Annotated in this window: 19 protein-coding genes and 1 pseudogene; 19 read left to right on the forward strand and 1 reads right to left on the reverse strand. The window is 74.3% G+C overall.

The genetic code is table 11. The features are described 5' to 3' along the window. The 8 genes and pseudogenes from LPA27_RS09065 to LPA27_RS09100 form a co-directional block, all read left to right on the forward strand. Positions 1-1,226, forward strand: a pseudogene (locus LPA27_RS09065) (hypothetical protein); the annotation flags it as partial. 184 nt (positions 1,227-1,410) lie between these two features. Next, entirely contained in the window at positions 1,411-2,280 is an 870-nt protein-coding gene (locus LPA27_RS09070) for an SGNH/GDSL hydrolase family protein (protein WP_228942222.1), read from the forward strand. A 26-nt stretch (positions 2,281-2,306) separates the two neighbouring features. Continuing rightward, positions 2,307-3,176, forward strand: a complete 870-nt coding sequence (locus LPA27_RS09075) for an ATP-grasp domain-containing protein (protein WP_056903457.1) — start codon at positions 2,307-2,309, stop codon at positions 3,174-3,176. 193 nt (positions 3,177-3,369) lie between these two features. Further along, positions 3,370-4,998, forward strand: coding sequence for a chaperonin GroEL (gene groL / locus LPA27_RS09080; protein ID WP_056865829.1), 1,629 nt, complete (start codon positions 3,370-3,372; stop codon positions 4,996-4,998). A gap of 93 nt (positions 4,999-5,091) precedes the next feature. After that, positions 5,092-5,664: an RNA polymerase sigma factor gene (locus LPA27_RS09085; protein ID WP_228942223.1), complete on the forward strand. Its 573-nt coding sequence runs from the start codon at positions 5,092-5,094 to the stop codon at positions 5,662-5,664. Then, complete coding sequence (locus LPA27_RS09090; protein WP_228942224.1) at positions 5,661-6,374, forward strand: hypothetical protein; 714 nt, start codon at positions 5,661-5,663, stop codon at positions 6,372-6,374. Before LPA27_RS09085 ends, LPA27_RS09090 begins: the two co-directional genes overlap by 4 nt. Before the next feature lie 10 nt (positions 6,375-6,384). After that, entirely contained in the window at positions 6,385-6,954 is a 570-nt protein-coding gene (locus tag LPA27_RS09095) for a nucleotidyltransferase family protein (protein WP_228942225.1), read from the forward strand. An 11-nt stretch (positions 6,955-6,965) separates the two neighbouring features. Next, the gene (locus LPA27_RS09100; RefSeq protein ID WP_228942226.1) at positions 6,966-7,922 is read left to right on the forward strand and encodes an aminoglycoside phosphotransferase family protein; all 957 of its coding nucleotides are present in this window, start codon (positions 6,966-6,968) and stop codon (positions 7,920-7,922) included. A gap of 5 nt (positions 7,923-7,927) precedes the next feature. Here the strand turns inward: LPA27_RS09100 and LPA27_RS09105 are convergent, their stop codons facing one another. Beyond that, positions 7,928-8,308 carry a DUF2256 and DUF3253 domain-containing protein gene (locus LPA27_RS09105; protein ID WP_193666202.1) on the reverse strand — a complete coding sequence of 127 codons (381 nt, stop codon included), beginning with the start codon at positions 8,306-8,308 and terminating at the stop codon, positions 7,928-7,930. A gap of 61 nt (positions 8,309-8,369) precedes the next feature. Between LPA27_RS09105 and LPA27_RS09110 the strand changes: the two genes are divergently transcribed. From LPA27_RS09110 to LPA27_RS09160, 11 genes are all read left to right on the forward strand, one after another. Next, the gene (locus tag LPA27_RS09110; protein ID WP_056865834.1) at positions 8,370-9,251 is read left to right on the forward strand and encodes an AAA family ATPase; all 882 of its coding nucleotides are present in this window, start codon (positions 8,370-8,372) and stop codon (positions 9,249-9,251) included. Further along, positions 9,248-10,423 (forward strand): vWA domain-containing protein, encoded by a 1,176-nt coding sequence (locus tag LPA27_RS09115; RefSeq protein ID WP_228942227.1) that lies wholly within the window; start codon positions 9,248-9,250, stop codon positions 10,421-10,423. Before LPA27_RS09110 ends, LPA27_RS09115 begins: the two co-directional genes overlap by 4 nt. Then, positions 10,416-11,564 carry an XdhC family protein gene (locus tag LPA27_RS09120; RefSeq protein WP_056865835.1) on the forward strand — a complete coding sequence of 383 codons (1,149 nt, stop codon included), beginning with the start codon at positions 10,416-10,418 and terminating at the stop codon, positions 11,562-11,564. Before LPA27_RS09115 ends, LPA27_RS09120 begins: the two co-directional genes overlap by 8 nt. A 136-nt stretch (positions 11,565-11,700) precedes the next feature. Then, the gene (locus tag LPA27_RS09125) at positions 11,701-12,942 is read left to right on the forward strand and encodes a transcriptional regulator (RefSeq protein ID WP_228942228.1); all 1,242 of its coding nucleotides are present in this window, start codon (positions 11,701-11,703) and stop codon (positions 12,940-12,942) included. Positions 12,943-13,037: 95 nt separating this feature from the next. After that, positions 13,038-13,544, forward strand: coding sequence for a (2Fe-2S)-binding protein (locus tag LPA27_RS09130; RefSeq protein ID WP_056865836.1), 507 nt, complete (start codon positions 13,038-13,040; stop codon positions 13,542-13,544). Continuing rightward, on the forward strand, positions 13,541-16,045 hold the full coding sequence (locus LPA27_RS09135; RefSeq protein ID WP_056903462.1) for a xanthine dehydrogenase family protein molybdopterin-binding subunit: 2,505 nt from the start codon (positions 13,541-13,543) through the stop codon (positions 16,043-16,045). The genes LPA27_RS09130 and LPA27_RS09135 overlap by 4 nt, the downstream gene beginning before the upstream one ends. Continuing rightward, positions 16,042-16,896: an FAD binding domain-containing protein gene (locus tag LPA27_RS09140; RefSeq protein WP_056865838.1), complete on the forward strand. Its 855-nt coding sequence runs from the start codon at positions 16,042-16,044 to the stop codon at positions 16,894-16,896. The genes LPA27_RS09135 and LPA27_RS09140 overlap by 4 nt, the downstream gene beginning before the upstream one ends. A gap of 5 nt (positions 16,897-16,901) precedes the next feature. After that, positions 16,902-17,648, forward strand: coding sequence for an SRPBCC family protein (locus LPA27_RS09145; protein ID WP_056903463.1), 747 nt, complete (start codon positions 16,902-16,904; stop codon positions 17,646-17,648). A 156-nt stretch (positions 17,649-17,804) separates the two neighbouring features. Next, complete coding sequence (locus tag LPA27_RS09150) at positions 17,805-18,185, forward strand: lycopene cyclase domain-containing protein (protein ID WP_056865840.1); 381 nt, start codon at positions 17,805-17,807, stop codon at positions 18,183-18,185. Next, positions 18,185-18,529, forward strand: a complete 345-nt coding sequence (locus tag LPA27_RS09155; protein ID WP_056865841.1) for a lycopene cyclase domain-containing protein — start codon at positions 18,185-18,187, stop codon at positions 18,527-18,529. Before LPA27_RS09150 ends, LPA27_RS09155 begins: the two co-directional genes overlap by 1 nt. Beyond that, positions 18,526-19,332: a class I SAM-dependent methyltransferase gene (locus LPA27_RS09160; RefSeq protein WP_228942229.1), complete on the forward strand. Its 807-nt coding sequence runs from the start codon at positions 18,526-18,528 to the stop codon at positions 19,330-19,332. Before LPA27_RS09155 ends, LPA27_RS09160 begins: the two co-directional genes overlap by 4 nt. Positions 19,333-19,354 lie beyond the last annotated feature (22 nt).

Consider the following 19,354-nt stretch of genomic DNA (forward strand, 5'->3'; position numbering starts at 1 on the left):
GCGACACCCAAGACCTCACCCGCTTCCACGACCTGATCTGCGCCACCGCCGCCGAGCTCGGCCGCCACCAGACCTCGTCCGGGGCGGTGGTGGAGTCGCTGGAGGTTCGCAAGGCCCGCGCCATCGGCGTCATCACCGACCGCGCCCAGGGGTTGACGGCGTTGGACTCGGTGGAGCCGACGACTGCGAAGGAGCGGGTGGTCTACGTCCACCTGCGTCCCGAGGACCTCGAGCGTGCTGAGACCCTCGCCGCCCTCGACGCCACCCGCATGAGTGGAGAGGGGCCCCCGGCACCCGAGGATCTCCCGCCACCCGTCGAGGCCCCGGCGGAAGAGCCCCCACCCGACCCCCGGGACCTCCCCGCCCCCGCCGACCACGAGACCGTCCCCGCGGGACAGGCCATGGCCCCGGTGGCTGAGGAGCGAGCGCAGCGAGCGTCTCGAAGCCAGGCCTCCGCCGGCGGCGACCCCGAGACCACACCCGCCGAACAGGCCCCGGCCCCGGTGGCTGAGGAGCGAGCGCAGCTAGCGTCTCGAAGCCCCGCCGCAGGCAAAGCCCCCGAGGCCACCGCCGGACAGGCCACGGCCCCGGTGGCTGAGGAGCGAGCGCAGCGAGCGTCTCGAAGCCAAGCCCCGGCCACCGACGAACAGCCCGCGAACGAGCAGCCCGCCGACGAGCAGCCTGCGGGCGACCCGTACCGCACCACCGGTCCCGACCTGCGCCCCACAGCGGTCCATCGCCACCACGAGACCAGCCATCTGTCCCAGATCGACCGCACCGGACCACCACCCGGCACCGCGGTCGTCGAGGGCCTCGGCGTTGTCTCCACCACCACCCTGCGCCGCTGGCTCCACGGCACCAAGGTCTTCGTGAGACCCGTCATCGACCTCGACCCCACCACCGTCGGCGCCGTCGACCGGCACGACCCACCACCCTGGATGCGCGAACACGTGGTCATCCGCGACCCACGCTGCGTGTTCCCCGGCTGCAGCGTGCCCTCACGACGCTGCGACCTCGACCACATCACCCCCTACCGATCCCTCGACCACGGCGGACGCCCCGGCCAGACCCACCCCTCCAATCTCGCGCCGCTGTGCCGCCACCACCACCGGCTGAAGACCACCGGCTCCGAGGGCAGCCCACCCTGGAGCTACCACCGCGCCCCAGACGGCACGTACGCCTGGACCAACCCCCACGGATGGACCACGCTGGTCCGCGTCGGCTGAGCCCTGTCGGCTGAGCCCTGTCGGCCCGCCACCGCCGATGTGCGGCCCCTGGGGAAGCGGCCCGATGCGGGGGTGTCTGCGACCGTGGTGCGGTCGGGGTCCGGGTCGAGGGGTCCGGCTGGGCGACACGTCGTCTCCACGCCCACGACACCGCCCGTTCAGGAGCACCTGGTTGAACGTCCCCATGCCCCACGACCCCTCCACGACCCACGCCCGCTCGACGCGCAATCGGCTCGTCGCGGTCGGCGTGGCCGCCGCGGCGGTCGGCGCGGCCACCGGGGGGCTCGGGATCGGCGCGCGCGAGCTGCTCCACCGCCAGGCCGACCACGCGCGCCGGCTGATCGGGAAGCCCCTGGGCGAGGTGGCGCCCGACGCCGACCGCACGTGGAAGAAGTCCTACGGCGACCCCGTGCAGCTGCTGCTGCTCGGCGACTCGATCGCAGCAGGTCTGGGCGCCGACCGGCCCAAGGAGACCCTCGGCGGCCGGCTGGCCAAGGGGCTGGCCAGGGCGACCCACCGGTCGGTGCGGCTGCGCACGGGGGCGGTCGTCGGGTCGGAGAGCTCGATGCTCACCGCGCAGCTGGCCGGGCTGCCCGCGTCGTACCGCGCCGACGTGGCCGTCATCGTCGTCGGCGGCAACGACGTGACCCACCGCGTGCCCGTGGCCGACAGCGTGAAGCACCTCGAGGAGGCGATCGCGCTGCTGCGCGAGCGCGGCACGGCGGTGGTGGTCGGCACGTGCCCCGACCTCGGGCTGCTGCGGCCGGTGCCGCAGCCGCTGCGGGCGCTGGGCTCGCGCGCCTCGCGCCAGCTGGCCGCCGCCCAGATGACGGCGGCGGTGGCCGCCGGGGCCCATGCGGTGTCGCTGGCGCACTGCGTGGGCCCGTTCTTCATCACCAACCCCGACGAGATGTTCAGCCTCGACCGCTTCCACCCCAGCGCCCTGGGCTACAAGCGCACCGCCAAGGCGATGCTGCCCTCGGTGCTCGCCGCCCTGGGCGTCGCGGAGCAGGTGCCGTTCGGTCACCGCGCCCCGGCCCTGCCGCCGGGCTGAGCCCGCGGGTGCGGCAGGCTCGTGGTGTGACGACCGTGCTGCTGGCCACCTTCGACCTCCTGCCCGACGGCGAGCGCGGGGGCGACCTGCTCCCGCCCGCCCTGGCCCGGCGCGGCGTCGACGCCCGGTGGGTCTCCTGGTCCGACGACACCGTCGACTGGGCAGGGGCCGACCTGGTCGCCGTGCGGTCGACCTGGGACTACCACCGCCGGCTCCCGGAGTTCCTGGCCTGGGCCGAGCGCGTGGGCCGGCAGGCGCCGCTGCTCAACGGGGCCGACGTCTTCGCCTGGAACGCCGACAAGGCCTACCTGCTCGACCTCGCGGCCGACCTGCCCGTCGTGCCGTCCCGGCTCGTCGACGACACCGACCTCGCCGTCGCGCTGGCCGCGGCCCTGGCCGAGCACGGCGAGGTCGTCCTCAAGCCGCGCACGGGTGCCGGCGGCGTGGGCCTGGTGGTGGCCGCCCGCACCGACGACCCCCGGCTGGCCGACCTCGGCGCCGGGCCCTGGCTGCTGCAGCCGGTCGTGGCGTCGGTGCGCACGACGGGGGAGCGCTCGCTGTTCGTGCTCGACGGCGCCGTGGTCTCGCAGGTGGACAAGGTGGCTCCCTCCGACGACCTCCGCGTCCACCCGCAGTACGGCGGGAGCTCGCGTCCGGTGCCCCTCGACCCCGCGGCGGTCGACCTCGCGGAGCGCGCGACCGCCTGGCTGGGCGAGCGCTTCGGCCGCCCGCTGCCCTACGCCCGCGTCGACCTCCTCGAGGTCGACGGCGCCCTGGCGGTGAGCGAGGTCGAGCTGATCGAGCCCGGGCTCTACCTCGACCTCGTGCCGGGCAACGCCGAGGCGTTCGCCGACGTCGTCGTCGGCGCCCTCGGCGCGGCGTCGACCGCCCCCTGATTTCTTGCACTCGCCCAGGGCGAGTGCTAAACATGATGCTGGCACTCTCCTCTGGAGACTGCCAAGACATCAGGACCGGCGGGTTGAGGTCTGCAGCGTCGGCGGGAAGGGTCCGCCGGATCGGCCAGATCGTCCGTCGCGGGCAACGAGCCGGTCCGTCCACGCACGTCCCATGCGAAGGATCGCAGGAGTTATGTCGAAGCTGATTGCTTTCAACGAGGAGGCCCGACGCGGCCTCGAGCGTGGCATGAACACGCTCGCGGACGCCGTCAAGGTGACCCTCGGCCCCAAGGGGCGCAACGTCGTCCTCGAGAAGAAGTGGGGCGCACCCACGATCACCAACGACGGTGTCTCCATCGCCAAGGAGATCGAGCTCGAGGACCCCTACGAGAAGATCGGTGCCGAGCTCGTCAAGGAGGTCGCCAAGAAGACCGACGACGTCGCCGGCGACGGCACCACCACCGCCACCGTCCTCGCCCAGGCGATGGTCCGCGAGGGCCTGCGCAACGTGGCCGCGGGCGCGAACCCGATGGGTCTCAAGCGCGGCATCGAGGCCGCGGTGGCCGCCGTCTCGGAGCAGCTGCTCTCGATGGCCACCGAGATCGAGACCAAGGAGCAGATCGCCGCCACTGCGTCGATCTCCGCCGCTGACACCACCGTCGGCGAGATCATCGCCGAGGCGATGGACAAGGTCGGCAAGGAAGGCGTCATCACGGTCGAGGAGTCGAACACCTTCGGGCTCGACCTCGAGCTGACGGAGGGCATGCGCTTCGACAAGGGCTACATCTCGGCGTACTTCGCGACCGACATGGAGCGCATGGAGGCCGTGCTCGAGGACCCCTACGTCCTCATCGCCAACCAGAAGGTCTCCAGCGTCAAGGACCTGCTGCCGATCCTCGAGAAGGTCATGCAGTCGGGCAAGCCCCTGCTGATCATCGCCGAGGACACCGACGGCGAGGCCCTGTCGACCCTGGTCGTCAACAAGATCCGCGGCACCTTCAAGTCCGTCGCCGTTAAGGCCCCGGGCTTCGGCGACCGCCGCAAGGCCATGCTGCAGGACATCGCGATCCTCACCGGCGGCCAGGTCATCTCCGAGGAGGTCGGCCTGAAGCTGGAGTCGACCGGCATCGAGCTGCTCGGCCAGGCCCGCAAGGTCGTCATCACCAAGGACGAGACCACGATCGTCGAGGGCGCCGGCGACGCCGCCCAGATCGAGGGCCGGGTCAACCAGATCCGCGCCGAGATCGAGAAGTCCGACTCCGACTACGACCGCGAGAAGCTCCAGGAGCGCCTCGCCAAGCTGGCCGGCGGCGTGGCCGTCATCAAGGTCGGCGCGGCCACCGAGGTCGAGCTCAAGGAGCGCAAGCACCGCATCGAGGACGCCGTGCGCAACGCCAAGGCGGCCGTCGAGGAGGGCATCGTCGCCGGCGGCGGCGTGGCCCTGGTGCAGGCGTCGGCCACCGCGTTCGACAAGCTCGAGCTCGAGGGCGACGAGGCCACCGGCGCCAACATCGTGCGCTACGCCACCGAGGCCCCGCTCAAGCAGATCGCGGTCAACGCCGGCCTCGAGGGCGGCGTCGTGGCGGAGAAGGTGCGCAACCTGACCCCGGGCCACGGCCTCAACGCCGCGACCGGCGAGTACGTCGACATGCTGGCCTCCGGCATCATCGACCCCGCCAAGGTGACCCGCAGCGCGCTGCAGAACGCCGCCTCCATCGCGGCGCTCTTCCTCACCACCGAGGCCGTCGTGGCCGACAAGCCCGAGAAGGCCGCCCCCATGGGTGGCGACCCCTCCGGCGGCATGGGCGGCATGGACTTCTGAGTCCCGCCCCGCACGACCCGCAGCACCCGTAGCACCCGCACCACCGGCAGGGCCCCCGCTCCGGCGGGGGCCCTGCTGTGCTTGGCTGGAGTGGTGGACCCCGCCGAGCAGGACGCCCGCGACCGCGCGCGCTTCGAGGAGCTCGCACCCACCCTCGTCGAGCCGCTGCGTCGCTTCCTCGCCCGCCGCACCGACGCCGACACCGCCGAGGACGTGCTGGCCGACACGCTGCTGGTCTGCTGGCGCCGCGCCGACCAGCTGCCCGACGAGCCGCTGCCCTGGGCCTACGGCGTCGCGCGCAACTGCCTGGCCAACGCCGAGCGGGGCCGCCGTCGCCAGCAGCGCGTGGCCGCGCGCATCGCCGTGGTCGACCCGCCGCGGGCCAGCACCGCGGGGCCGGGGCACGACGCCGTCACCGACCCCGACCTCGCCGCCGACCTCGACGCCGCCCTCGCCGCGCTGCGGGAGGAGGAGGCCGAGCTGCTGCGGCTGTGGGCGTGGGAGCAGCTCACGCCCGCCGAGCTCGCCGTCGTGCTCGACATCAGCGCCAACGCCGCGAGCATCCGTCTCTACCGCGCCCGCGGCCGGCTGCGCGAGGAGCTCGCCGCCCGAAAGGACGAGCGCGCTGCCGGACATGAGGGGACGAGAGGGAGGAGCAGCCGATGACCGACGACCCGCAGCACGACCCGCACCACGACGCGGAGCACGACGCGGAGCACGACCTCGAGCTGCGCGCGCTCCTGCGCGGCGCCGACCCGGCCGCCTCCCTGCCGCCGGCCGACCCCGCGCGGGTGGCCCGACTCCTGGAGGACGTCATGAGCAAGCCCCGTCACGGTGAGGACGTCTCGACCACCACCGGCGAGAACCGCGACAGCGGCACCCGCGGCCGCAGCCCGCTGACCTGGCTGGTCGCCGCGGCCGCGGTGGCCCTCATCGGCGTGCTCGGGGTGGGCGCCCTGCTCGGCGCCGACGACGAGGACGACGTGCCCACCGCCGGCGACGCCCCCGCCGTCTCCGGCGACGCGGAGCCCAGCGTCACCCGCCTCGAGGTCGCCGACGCCCCGGCCGGTCGCTGCATGGTGCCGACCCCCGAGGTCCTGGCGGGCGCCTCGCTGGCCTTCGAGGGCACCGTGACCGAGCTGGTCGACGGCACGGCGGTGCTCGAGCCCTCGGAGTTCTTCGCCGGCCGCTCCACCGACACCGTCGAGGTGACCGCGCCGAGCGAGGACCTCCAGGCCCTCGTCTCCGCGGTCGACTTCCAGGTCGGCGAGCGCTACCTCGTGGCCGCCGACGGCGCCCAGGTGATGGTCTGCGGCTTCAGCGACCTGGCCACCCCGGCCCAGGAGCAGCTCTACGCCGAGGCCTTCAACCGGTGAGCGCACGACCGTGACCGTCGCCGGCCTGCTGCTGGCCGCCGGCGCCGGTCGGCGGATGGGTACGCCGAAGGCGCTCGTCGACGACTGGCTGGTGCGCGGGGTCGCCACGCTGCGCGACGGCGGCTGCGACACCGTGACCGTGGTGCTCGGCGCCGCCGTGGAGGAGGCCGTGGCCAGGCTCGAGGGCACCGGCGCCGTCCACGTGGTGGCGCAGGACTGGCACCGCGGCATGTCGGCGTCGCTGGCCGCCGGTCTCGCCGCCCTCGGGAGTGACGGGCGCGACGGGTGTGACGGGGGCGGGCCGCCCGAGGTCGCCGTCGTCAGCCTGGTCGACCTGCCCGACGTGGGTCCCGCGGTGCTGCGGCGGCTGCTGGCCGAGCCCCGCGGTGCCGCCACCCTCGCCCGGGCCTCCTACGCCGAGGGACCCGGCCACCCGGTGCTGCTCGGACGCGACCACTGGGCGGGGGTGCGCGCCGGGGCCACCGGCGACCGTGGGGCCCGCGACTACCTGCGCAGCCACCCCGTCGAGCTCGTCGACTGCTCCGACCTCGCCACCGGCCGCGACGTCGACAGCCGCTGAGCGTGGCCCCGGTGGACCCCGTGCCCCCCGCACCGACCGCCCCCGTGCGGCTGCAGCCGCTCACGCGCGCGCGGGTCGCCGACCTCGGCGAGCCGGCCCGCGCCTGGGCCGCCGGCCTGCCCGCCGTGCTCGCCGAGCTCTGCGCGCGCTGGGGGCTGACACCGGGGCGCAGGCTGCCCGGCGGCAGCGCGTCGTACGTCGTGGGCGCGAGGACCGCCCGCGGCGAGGAGCGGGTGCTGAAGCTGCGCCTGCCCGACCCCGCGCTGGCCGACGAGGCCGGTGCCCTGCGACGGGCCGACGGCCGCGGCCACGTGCTGCTGCACGACCACGACGAGCGCCACGACGCGCTGCTGCTCGAGGCGCTGGGCGGGTCGCTGGAGCAGTCGTCCCTCGCGCCGTACGACGCCCTCGCGGTGCTGGCGGCCACCCTGCGCGAGGCCTGGACCGTGCCGCTGCCCGAGGGTCCGCCCCCACCCCCGGGGGAGCGCGCCCTCGCGCTGGCCGCACTGCTGCGCCGCCGCGACGCCGACCTCGGCCGGCCCTGCGACCCCCGCGTGCTGACCGCCGCCCTCGACGCCGCCGAGCGGCGCGCCGGGGCCGACGACCCCGCCCGCCACGTGGTGCTGCACGGCGACCCCCACCCGGCCAACGCGCTGCGCGTGCGCACCCCGCGACCCGGCGCCCCTGCGGGGTGGGTGCTCGTCGACCCCGACGGGGTGCGCGGCGACCCCGCCCACGACCTCGGGGTCGCGCTGCGCGACTGGACCTCGCGGCTGGTCGGCCCCGACCCGCGCGGGGTGCTGCGCGACTACGCCGCCAGGCTCGCCGACGCGACCGGTCACGACGCCGACGCGGTCTGGGACTGGGGCTACCTCGAGCGGGTCTCCACGGGGCTCTACGTGCTCTCCTTCGGCGCCGACACGCTGGGTGGGCGCTTCCTCGACTCCGCCCGCGCGCTGGTCGACTGACCGGCTCAGCGGGCCCGGCGGATCCGGATCGCGCCCTTGGCGGTGGAGGGGTCGACGACGCGGCCGCCCTGGGTGATCTCGACCTCGCCGGCCGCCACGAGCCGCCGGGCCGCGCGCCGCGCCGGCTCCATCAGCTCGCGCCAGCCCTCGTCCTCGGCCGGCCCGACGGCCCGGGCGGCGTCGGAGGGGCAGATCGTCGACGTGCGGGCGCGGGCGGCGAGCAGGTCGAGGATGGCGGCCTCGAGCCGGCGGTCGGTGTCGGTGACGCCGTGACGGCGGCACGAGGTGGAGCAGTACTTCACCGAGTCCCAGTCGCGCTCCCACTTCTTGCGCCACTCGATGGTGCGCCCGCACGACGCGCAGGTCTTGGGCTCGGGCACGCTCACGCCCCGAGTCTGCCTCCACCGGCCAACCCGGGACCAACACCGCCCCGTCTACGGTGGGCCGATGCAGCCGACCCCTCCCGCGAGCCCGTCCGACGTCGCGACGCTGCTGGGCTCGACGGGCTACCTCTGCGACGACGACCTCGCCACCGTCGCCTTCCTCGCCCTGCGCATGGAGCGCCCGCTGCTGCTCGAGGGCGAGCCCGGCACGGGCAAGACCGCGCTGGCCGAGGCGCTCGCGCAGACCCTCGACCTGCCCCTCGTGCGGCTGCAGTGCTACGAGGGCATCGACGCCACCCAGGCGCTCTACGACTGGGACTTCCCCCGCCAGATCCTCCACCTGCGCGCCCTCGAGGCCGCCGGCGGCGCCGACGCCGAGGAGGCCGAGAAGAGCCTGTACGACGAGCGCTTCCTGCTCGCCCGCCCCGTGCTCGCGGCCCTCCAGCAGAGCCCGGCCGTGCTGCTGGTCGACGAGGTCGACCGCGCCGACGACGAGTTCGAGGCCTTCCTGCTCGAGGTGCTCTCGACCTACCAGGTCTCGATCCCCGAGCTCGGCACCGTCGCGGCGGCGACCCCGCCGATCGTGGTGCTCACCTCCAACCGCACCCGCGAGCTCCACGACGCCCTCAAGCGGCGCTGCCTCTACCACTGGATCGACCACCCGGGCCTGGAGCGCGAGGTGGAGATCGTGCGCTCCCGCGCGCCCGAGGTGTCGGAGACCCTGGCCCGCCAGGTGGTGACCCTGGTGCAGCAGCTGCGCGAGGGCGGCTCGCTGCAGAAGCCGCCGGGCGTCGCGGAGACCCTCGACTGGGCGCGCGCGCTGGAGCACCTCGGTGCCGAGCACCTCGACCTGGAGACCGCCGCCCGCACGCTGGGCGCCCTGGTGAAGTACCGCGAGGACGCCGAGCGCGTGCGCCACGCGCTCGACCGGGTGCTCACGGCGTGAGCGTGCCGACCGACACCCGGGAGGCCCCCGACGAGGCCGGTCACGGGGCCGGTCACGGGGCCGACGAGATCCTGCTGGCCTTCACCCGGGCGCTGCGCGCCGCGGGGGTCGGGGTCACCTCCGACCGCGCCCAGACCTTCCTCGCCGCCGCGTCGGTGGTCGGGCTCGACGACGTCGACGCCACCCGGTGGGCCGGCCGGGCCACGCTGTGCGCCGGCCCCGACGACCTGGTGCGCTTCGACCAGGTCTTCGAGGCGTGGTTCAACGCCCGCGACGGCCTGCCCCGCACCGTGCCCACCCCGCCGAGCGCCCCGACCGCGTCGCAGCTGCCGGAGTCCGACGCCGCGGGCGGGGCGGGCTCCGAGGCCGACGCCGACCTGGTCCGGGCGATGGCCAGCGACACCGAGGTGCTCCGCCAGCGCGACGTGGCCGGCATGACCCACCACGAGAAGGCCCGGCTCGCGGCGATGTTCGCGACGCTGCGGGTGCGCCCGCCGCGGCGGCGTACGCCACGGCACCAGGGGTGGCACCGCGGCGACGTCGACGCGGCCCGCACGCTGCGCGCCAGCCTGCGCCGCATGGGGGAGCCCTCGGAGATCGCGTGGCGCCGCCGCGCCACCCGCCCGCGGCGCGTGGTGCTGCTGGTCGACGTGTCGGGGTCGATGAGCGGCTACGCCGACGCGCTGCTGCGCCTGGCCCACCGCATCACCCTGGCCACCGCCGACGCGGCCGGGCGCGCGGGGTCGGTCGAGACCTTCACCGTCGGCACCCGACTGACCCACCTGACCCGGGCCATGCGGCTGCGCGACCCCGAGCGGGCGCTGGTCGCCGCCGGCGAGACGGTGCCCGACTGGTCGGGCGGCACCCGGCTGGGGGAGTCGCTGCGGCTCTTCCTCGACCGCTGGGGCCAGCGCGGCATGGCCCGCGGGGCCGTCGTGGTCGTCTTCAGCGACGGCTGGGAGCGCGGCGACCCCGCGCTGCTGGCCGAGCAGGTGGAGCGGCTGCACCGCGTCGCCCACCGCGTGGTGTGGGTCAACCCTCACCGCGGCAAGGCCGGCTACGCGCCGGTGCAACAGGGCGTGCTGGCCGTGCTGCCGCACGTCGACGACTTCGTCGCCGGCCACTCGCTGGCGACCTACACGGAGCTGTGCGAGGTGATCGGTCGTGCGTGAGGTGCTGCCCGAGCTGATGGAGTGGTGGGAGGCCGGCGAGACCGTCGGCGTGGCCACCGTCGTCGCGACCTTCCAGTCGGCGCCGCGCCCGCCCGGCGCCTCGATGCTGGTGGGCCCCGACGCCTCGGCGGTGGGCTCGGTCTCCGGCGGCTGCGTCGAGGGCGCGGTCTACGAGCTGGCCCAGGAGGTGGTCGGCTCGGGCACCCCGCAGCTCGAGCGCTACGGCGTCTCCGACGACGACGCCTTCGCCGTCGGGCTGACCTGCGGCGGCATCCTCGACGTCTACGTCGAGAAGGTCAGCCGCGAGACCTTCCCCGAGCTGGCCGAGATCGCCGACGACATCGCGCAGGGGCGTCCGGTGGCCGTGGCCACCGTCATCGAGCACCCCGACCCCGCGTGGCGCGGGCGCCGCGTCGTGGTGCGCCCCGAGACCGAGGGACTGGCCGCGGGCAGCATCGGCTCGCCGCGCGCCGACGACGCGGTGCGCGACGACGCCCTCGGCCTGCTCGCCACCGGCACCAGCGCCGTCCTCGGCTACGGCCCCGACGGGGAGCGCCGCGGCGAGGGCATGCGGGTCTTCGTGTGGGCCTTCGCGCCCAAGCCGCGGATGCTCGTCTTCGGCGCCATCGACTTCGCCGCGGCCGTGGCCCGGGTCGGGGCGTTCCTCGGCTACCACGTCACCGTCTGCGACGCCCGGCCCGTCTTCGCCACGGCCAGCCGCTTCCCCGAGGCCGACGAGGTCGTCGTCGACTGGCCCCACCGCTACCTCACCGCCGAGCACGAGGCGGGTCGCGTCGACGGGCGCACCGTGCTCGCCGTGCTGACCCACGACCCCAAGTTCGACGTGCCGCTGCTCGAGGTGGCCCTGCGCCTGCCCGAGGTCGCCTACGTCGGGGCGATGGGCTCGCGCCGCACCCACGACGACCGCCTCGCGCGGCTGCGCGAGGTGGGGCTCACCGAGGCCGAGATCGCCCGGCTCTCCAGCCCGATCGGGCTCGACCTGGGCGCCCGCACCCCCGAGGAGACCGCGATCAGCATCGCCGCCGAGATCATCGCCGGGCGCTGGGGCGGCAGCGGCGAGCGGCTCGCGAGCACCGACGGCCGGATCCACCACCACGACCGGCCCGCGCTGGGGGTCTGACCCCCGGGCCGGGGCGGCGCCCGGGGCCGTCACGACGAGGTGAACAGGTGTGACCGCGATCACCCGCCCGGTGCTACGTTGGGCCCAGACCAGGCGGGATGCCGGCTCGTGCCGGGCGGAGAGGTCAGGGGTGGGCATGACGGGCAGCGACCTCCAGGCGCGCAGGTACGACGCGGTCCGCGCCTGGACCTCCTTCGTCGAGCGTGGTGACGAGGCCGAGGCCCTCGTGCGCCCGGAGATCCTCACCAGCTGGACCCGCTCGTCGCGTGCGGTCTCGAAGGACCTCACCGAGGCGCCCCTGGCCGACGAGGGCGAGACCGAGGCCTACTGGCGCGAGTCGCCGCTGGCCGTCGCCGTCGAGCGGGTGGAGTCCGAGCTGCGCCGCACCGCCGAGGACGGCGACCTGGTCGTCGCGGTCACCGATCCCGAGACCCGGATCCTGTGGACCTACGGCGGGCGGGTGATGCGCCGCAAGGCCGAGAGCGTCAACTTCGTCGCCGGCGCCCGCTGGGACGACCGCTCGGCCGGCACCAACGCCCTCGACCTGGCCAACCGCCTCGACGCCCCCAGCATGGTCTTCAGCGCCGAGCACTACGCCTCGATCGTGCACAACTGGGTCTGCTGGGCCGCCCCGCTGCACGACCCGGTGACCGGGCGCCAGCTCGGCGTGCTCGACCTCTCCACCACCTGGGACCGCACCCACCCGATCGGCATGGCCACGGCGCGCGTCATGGCGCGCCTCATCGAGGGCGCGATGCCCCACACCCACCACGACCCCGCCGCGGCACTGCTGGAGGAGACCGGCGACCCCGGGCTGGTGATGACCCTGCTCGGCACGGCCGAGTCGCGCCTCGACGGCCAGCGCCTGCTGCTCAACCGCCGCCAGACCGAGGTGCTGGCGCTGCTGGCGCTGCACCCCGGTGGGCTGTCGCTGGAGCAGCTGCACGCGATGGTCTACGGCGACCAGGCCGTCACCTTCTCCACGCTCAAGGCGGAGGTCTCCCACCTGCGCGCCGCCCTGGGCGGGCAGCTCTCCTCGCGGCCCTACCGGCTGCTGATGCCGGTGGCCACCGACGTCGAGCAGGTGCTCGCGCTGCTGCGCCGCGGCCAGGTCCGCGCCGCCGTCGACGCCTACGGCGGCGACCTGCTGCCCGGCACCAACTCCCCGGCCCTCAGCGAGCTGGGGGAGTACGTCGCGGTCGCCCTGCGCGAGGCCCTCCTGGCCGACCCCCAGCCCGACGCGGTGCTGCGCTACGGCGAGCTCGCGCCCTACGACACCGAGGTGGTCGAGCGCTGCGTGGCGGCGCTGTCGGCGCAGCCCGGCCCCCACCCCGCGCTGCCGCTGCTGAAGGGCCGCCTCGCCGCCGCCGACGGCTGATCCCTCCCGGATGAGACGGCCCGCCGGAGGCCAACCCAGCACCAACCAGACCGACCTAGCGTGATGCGCACCACAGTCACCCTCAGGGAGAGTCCATGACCCGGATCAACCTCACCGTCGACGGCGCCACGGTCGCCGACGACGTCGAGCCGCGCATGCTGCTCGTGCAGTACCTCCGCGAGAAGCTCGGCAAGACCGGCACCGTCATCGGCTGCGACACCAGCAACTGCGGCGCCTGCACCGTGCACCTCGACGGCACCAGCGTGAAGTCCTGCAACGTCCTGGCCGTGCAGGCCGACGGCTCGGAGGTCACCACGATCGAGGGCCTGGCCCAGGACGGCCGGCTGCACCCCGTGCAGGAGGCCTTCCGCGAGTGCCACGGCCTCCAGTGCGGCTTCTGCACCCCGGGCATGATCATGCAGAGCGTCGACCTGCTCAAGGACAACCCCGACCCGAGCGAGGAGGAGATCCGCCTCGGGCTCGAGGGCAACCTCTGCCGGTGCACGGGCTACCACAACATCGTGAAGTCGGTGCAGCACGCGGCCTCGCAGGGCGCCGCGGGCGGCTCCGCCGTCACCCAGGCCGCCGGAGGTGCCCAGTGACCGCCACCCAGGAGCGTCCCGCCGAGGCCGCCAAGGAGATCGGGCGCGACCGCCGCCGCAAGGAGGACCAGCGCCTCATCACCGGGCGCACCCGGTGGACCGACAACATCGTGCTGCCCGGCATGGTCCACGTGGCCATGGTCCGCAGCCCCTTCGCCCACGCGAGGATCACCGGCATCGACAAGTCCGCGGCCGAGGCCTCGCCCAACGTGGTCAGCGTGATCACGGGCGCCGACGTCGCCGACGTGCAGGGCGCACTGCCCAACGCCTGGCCCATCACCCCCGACCAGGTCGCGCCGGCCCACCCGCCCATCGCCGTCGACCGGGTCGTCTTCGCCGGCGAGATCGTGGCCGTCGTCGTGGCCCGCAGCGCCGCCGAGGCGCGCGACGCCGCCGAGCTGGTCGACGTCGACTACGACGAGCTGCCCGCCGCCCTCGAGCTCAAGGCCGCCGCCGAGGCGACCCCGGAGAACGGCGGCGCGCTCGCGCACCCCGACCTGGGCACCAACAAGTCGGCGTTCTGGAAGTTCGACTCCGCCGAGGCCGGCACGGGTGGCAACGTCGACGAGGCCATCGCCAAGGCGCGCGCCGACGGCGTCGTGCTCGAGCGGGAGTACCGCCAGCAGCGCCTCATCCCGGCCTTCATGGAGCCGCGCTCGACGGTCGTCGACCCCACGGGCGAGCAGATCACCATGTGGTCGGCCACCCAGATCCCGCACATCCTGAAGTTCCTGCTCGCCGCCGTCACCGGCGTCTCGGAGTCGAAGATCCGCGTGATCGCCCCCGACGTGGGCGGCGGCTTCGGCGGCAAGCTGCAGACGACGCCGGAGGAGTTCATCACCTTCCTGCTGGCGCGGCGTCTGGGCAAGCCGGTCAAGTACACCGAGACCCGCTCGGAGTCGCTGATGGCCGCCCACCACGGGCGCGACCAGTGGCAGAAGCTCACCATCTCGGCCGAGAAGGACGGCACCGTCACCGGGCTCAAGGTCGAGCTGCTGGCCGACCTGGGCTCGCACGTCTCGCTGATCGGCGGCGGCGTGCCCGTGCTCGGCGCCTTCATGTTCAACGCGATCTACAAGTTCCCGGCCTACCAGTTCAACTGTCAGACCGTGCTGACCAACAAGACCTGGACCGACGCCTACCGCGGCGCCGGGCGCCCGGAGGCCACCTTCGGCATCGAGCGGATCATGGACGACCTCGCCGCCGAGCTGGGCGTGGACCCCTTCGAGCTGCGCGAGAAGAACTGGATCAAGCACGAGGAGTTCCCGTTCACGACCGTGGCCGGCCTGGAGTACGACTCCGGCAACTACGAGGCCGCCACGGCCAACGCCAAGGCGATGTTCGGCTACGACGAGCTGCGCGCCGAGCAGAAGCGGCGCCGCGACTCCGGCGACCGGGTCCAGCTCGGCATCGGCGTGTCGACCTTCACCGAGATGTGCGGCCTGGCGCCCTCGCGGGTGCTCGGCTCCCTCGACTACGGCGCCGGCGGCTGGGAGCACGCCAGCGTGCGGATGCTGCCCACCGGCAAGGTCGAGGTGCTCACCGGGGCCTCCGCCCACGGCCAGGGCCACGAGACGGCCTTCAGCCAGATCGTGGCCGACCGCCTCGGGGTGGCCTTCGAGGACGTCGAGATCCTGCACGGCGACACCCAGGTGGCCCACAAGGGCCTCGACACCTACGGCTCGCGCTCGCTGGTCGTCGGCGGCGAGGCCATCGTCAAGGCCGCCGACAAGGTCATCGACAAGGCCAAGGTCATCGCGGCCCACCTGCTGGAGGCCTCCGAGGACGACCTGGAGTTCTCCGGCGGACGCTTCAGCGTCAAGGGCACCGACCAGGGCCTGGCCATGGCCGAGGTGGCGCTGGCGACCTTCGCGGCGCACAACCTGCCCGACGGCGTGGAGCCCTCGCTCGACTCCGACGCGACCTTCGACCCGGTGAACTTCAACTACCCCCACGGCACGCACCTGTGCGCGATGGAGGTCGACACCGAGACCGGCCAGGTGACGATGCGCAAGTACGCCGCCTGCGACGACATCGGCAACATCATCAACCCGCTCATCGTCGAGGGCCAGCTGCACGGCGGCCTGGTGCAGGGCATCGCCCAGGCGCTGTGGGAGGAGGCGGTCTACGACGACGCCGGCACGCTGGTGACCGGCTCGTTCGTCGACTACCTGCTGCCGACGGCGGCCGACACGATCAGCTTCGACCTCGACCACACCACCTCCCCGGCGACGACCAACACGCTGGGCACCAAGGGCGTGGGCGAGGCCGGCACGATCGCCTCCACCCCGGCCGTGGTCAACGCCGTGGTCGACGCGCTGCGCCCGCTGGGCGTCGACGACGTGCGCATGCCGTGCACGCCGGAGCGCGTGTGGAAGGCCATCAATGACGCCCGAGGTGGGCAGAAGGCCGAGACGGTCGGTGCGGCCGCGCCGCACTTCGACCCCTCGACCGGCATGGAAGGCACCGTCGACCGCACGACCGGAGGAGCGGACGCATGATCCCCGCACAGTTCGACTACCTGGCGCCCACCACCGTCGAGGAGGCCGTCGCGGCCCTCGTCGAGCACGGTGACGACGCCAAGATCCTGGCCGGAGGCCAGAGCCTGCTCCCCGTGCTGCGGATGCGGCTCAACGCCCCCGAGATGGTGATCGACCTCAACCGCATCGACTCCCTGCGCGGGATCACCGACGACGGCGACGCGATCCGCATCGGCGCGATGACCCAGCACTCGGTCGTGGAGCACGACCCGCTGGTGGAGGAGCACGCGCTGCTCATCCACCGCGCGGTCGAGCACCTGGCCGACCTCCAGATCCGCCACCGCGGCACCTTCGGTGGGGCCCTGGCCCACGCCGACCCCGCCGGCGACCTGGGCGCGCCGGCGCTCGCGCTGGGGGCGCAGTTCGTCATCCAGGGCCCGAACGGCTCGCGCACCGTCGAGGCCGACGACTTCTTCGTCGACCTCTTCGAGACCGCCATCGGCGAGGACGAGATCCTCACCGCGGTGCGGGTGCCCAAGCACACCGGCTGGGGCGCGCACTACGAGAAGTTCGTCCGCGTGGCCCACCAGTGGCCGATCGTGGCCATCGCGGCCACGGTCAAGGCCGAGGGCGGGGTGATCACCGAGGCCCGCGTCGGCATGACCAACATGGGCTCCACCCCGCTGCGCGCCCGTGCGGTGGAGGACGCCCTGCGCGGGCAGCCGGCCACCGACGAGGCCGTGCGGGCGGCCGCCGCCCACGCCACGGAGGGCGCCAACCCGCCCTCCGACCTCAACGGCGACGCGGCGTACCGCAGCCACCTGGCCACGGTGCTGACCCGCCGCGCGGTGCTCGCGGCAGCGGGGGCCTGAGGCCCGTGGACCTCACCCACCGCTTCACCGTGCCCACCGGCGTCGAGGAGACCTGGGCGCACTTCCAGGACATCCAGGGGCTGGCCGAGTGCTTCCCCGGCGCCACCGTCACCTCGGTCGAGGACAGCACCTTCACCGGCTCCTGCAAGGTCAAGCTCGGCCCGATCGCCCTGGTCTACAACGGCTCGGGCACCTTCGTGGAGAAGGACGACACCGACCACCGGTTCGTCGTCGACGCGAAGGGCAAGGACAAGCGCGGCAACGGCACGGCCGGCGCCAAGGTGAAGCTCTCGATGCAGGCCTCGTCGCAGACCCCGGGGTCGACCGACGTGGAGGTGCTCACCGACCTGGCGATCACCGGCAAGCCGGCGCAGTTCGGCCGTGGCGTCATGCAGGACGTCTCCGACAAGCTGCTCGGGCAGTTCGTGGGCTGCCTGGAGCAGCGGCTGAGCGGACCGTCGGCCGAGGAGGTCGCGGCGCAGTCGGCCGCGGCCGCCCCGCCCGTGGACCCGGCGGCGGCCTCGGCCCCGGCGGGGGAGACCAGCGCCCCGTCGGCCATGGGCGCGCCTGCGGCACCCGCGGCCCCGGCGCCGGTCTCGGCGGTCCCGCGCCACGCGGCGCCCCCGCCGCAGGACGACGCGCTCGACCTGGGCGCCGCGGTCATCCCGATCCTGGCCAGGACCTACTGGCGCCAGGCCGCCGCCGGCCTCGGGGTGCTCCTGGTCCTGCGCTGGCTCCTCGGGCGGCGCTGACCCGCCGCGAGCCACCCCGCCGCGACCCACCCGTCACGACCGACCCGACGCCCTCCCCGCACCCGCGGGGAGGGCGTCGTCGTGCGTGCGGGGCGTTCCCGGCGGTCCTCTAGAGTCGCAGCAGCGGCCGCCGGCCGCCCTGACCCGGGGGAGCGCGTGGACCAGTACCAGTACCTGCTCGTCCTGGCCGGCTGCCTGCTGATCACCCTCCCGCTCGAGCTCGTGCTCGGCGCGCGGGTCTGGCGCCGGCCCCGACGACTCCTGCTCACCCTGCTGCCGGTGGTGGTCGTCTACTCCGTCTGGGACGTCCTGGCCATCGAGAGCGGCATGTGGGACTACAGCGAGCGCTTCACCACCGGCATCCTGCTGCCCTTCGCGATGCCGCTGGAGGAGCTGGCCTTCTTCGTGGTCATCCCGATCTGCGGCCTGCTGACCCTGGAGGCCGTCGGCAACGTGCTGGCGGGCCTGCGGGCCCTGCGCGCCGGGGCCGGGCTGCGCGAGGCGGCGCTGGTCGTGCACCGCGGAGGTGCGCGCTGATGCTGCTCTACACCGTGCCGGCCGTGCTGTCGGTGCTCGTCGTGGTCCTGGTCGAGCTGCTGTGGCTGCGCACCGGCGTCTTCCGCACCGCCCGCTACTGGCTGGCCATGCTCATCGTGCTGGGCTTCCAGGTGCCCGTCGACGGCTGGCTGACCAAGCTCTCCGACCCGATCGTGCTCTACGAGGAGGCCGAGATGACCGGCATCCGCTTCCCGTGGGACATCCCGGTCGAGGACTTCGCCTTCGGCTTCGGCATGGTCACCCTGACCATGCTCGTCTGGCTCCGCCTCGGCGAGCGCGAGGACCGCCGCGCCCGCACCCCGTCCCTCCAGGAGACCCCGTGACCCCCTCGACCGCCGCCAGCTCCCGCACCACCGGGGTCGACCTCGACGCGGTGCCCGACGCCTTCGACGGCGTCGCCTCGACCTACGACCTCATGGTCGCGCTCAACCCGGGCTACCACGCCCACCTGCGCGCGTCGGCCGACGTGCTGGTCGCCGCGCTGCCCCGCGACCTCGACCGGCCGGTGCGCGTCGCCGACCTCGGCTGCGGCTCGGGAGCCTCGACCGCGGCCCTGGAGGCCGCGCTGCGCGACGCCGGCCTCGACTACGAGCTGCTCGGCGTCGACGGCTCCGCGGGCATGCTCGCCCAGGCCCGTCGCAAGCCGTGGCGCGGGGCCGTGCAGTTCCTCCAGGGCAACGCCGAGACGCTGACCCCCGCCTCGCTCGCGCCCGGTGCGCCCAGCGGTGCCCCGGTCGAGGGCTACGACGGGGTCTTCGCGGCCTACCTCTTCCGCAACGTCGACGCCCGCGACCGGCTGCTCGCCCAGGTGCGCGACCTGCTCGTGCCGGGCGGGTCGCTCGTGGTGCACGAGTACAGCGTCGAGGAGAGCCGCTCGGGACGGGTCAAGTGGGACGTCGTGTGCTGGGGCGTGGTCGTGCCGCTGGGCCTGCTGACCGCCCCCCGCAGCAGCATCTACCGCTACCTGTGGCGCAGCGTGGTCGACTTCGACGGCGCCGAGCGCTTCCGCAGCCGCATAGTCGCCGCCGGGCTCGAGCAGGTCCGCAGCCGCACCTTCGGGGGCTGGCAGAAGGACGTGCTGCACACGTTCCACGGACGCCGACCCCGCGCCGCAGGGACGGCCTGACGTGCCCGCCGCGAGCGGCGCG

This window comes from Nocardioides sp. Leaf374, assembly GCF_916862475.1.
Classification (GTDB): Bacteria; Actinomycetota; Actinomycetes; order Propionibacteriales; family Nocardioidaceae; genus Nocardioides; species Nocardioides kribbensis.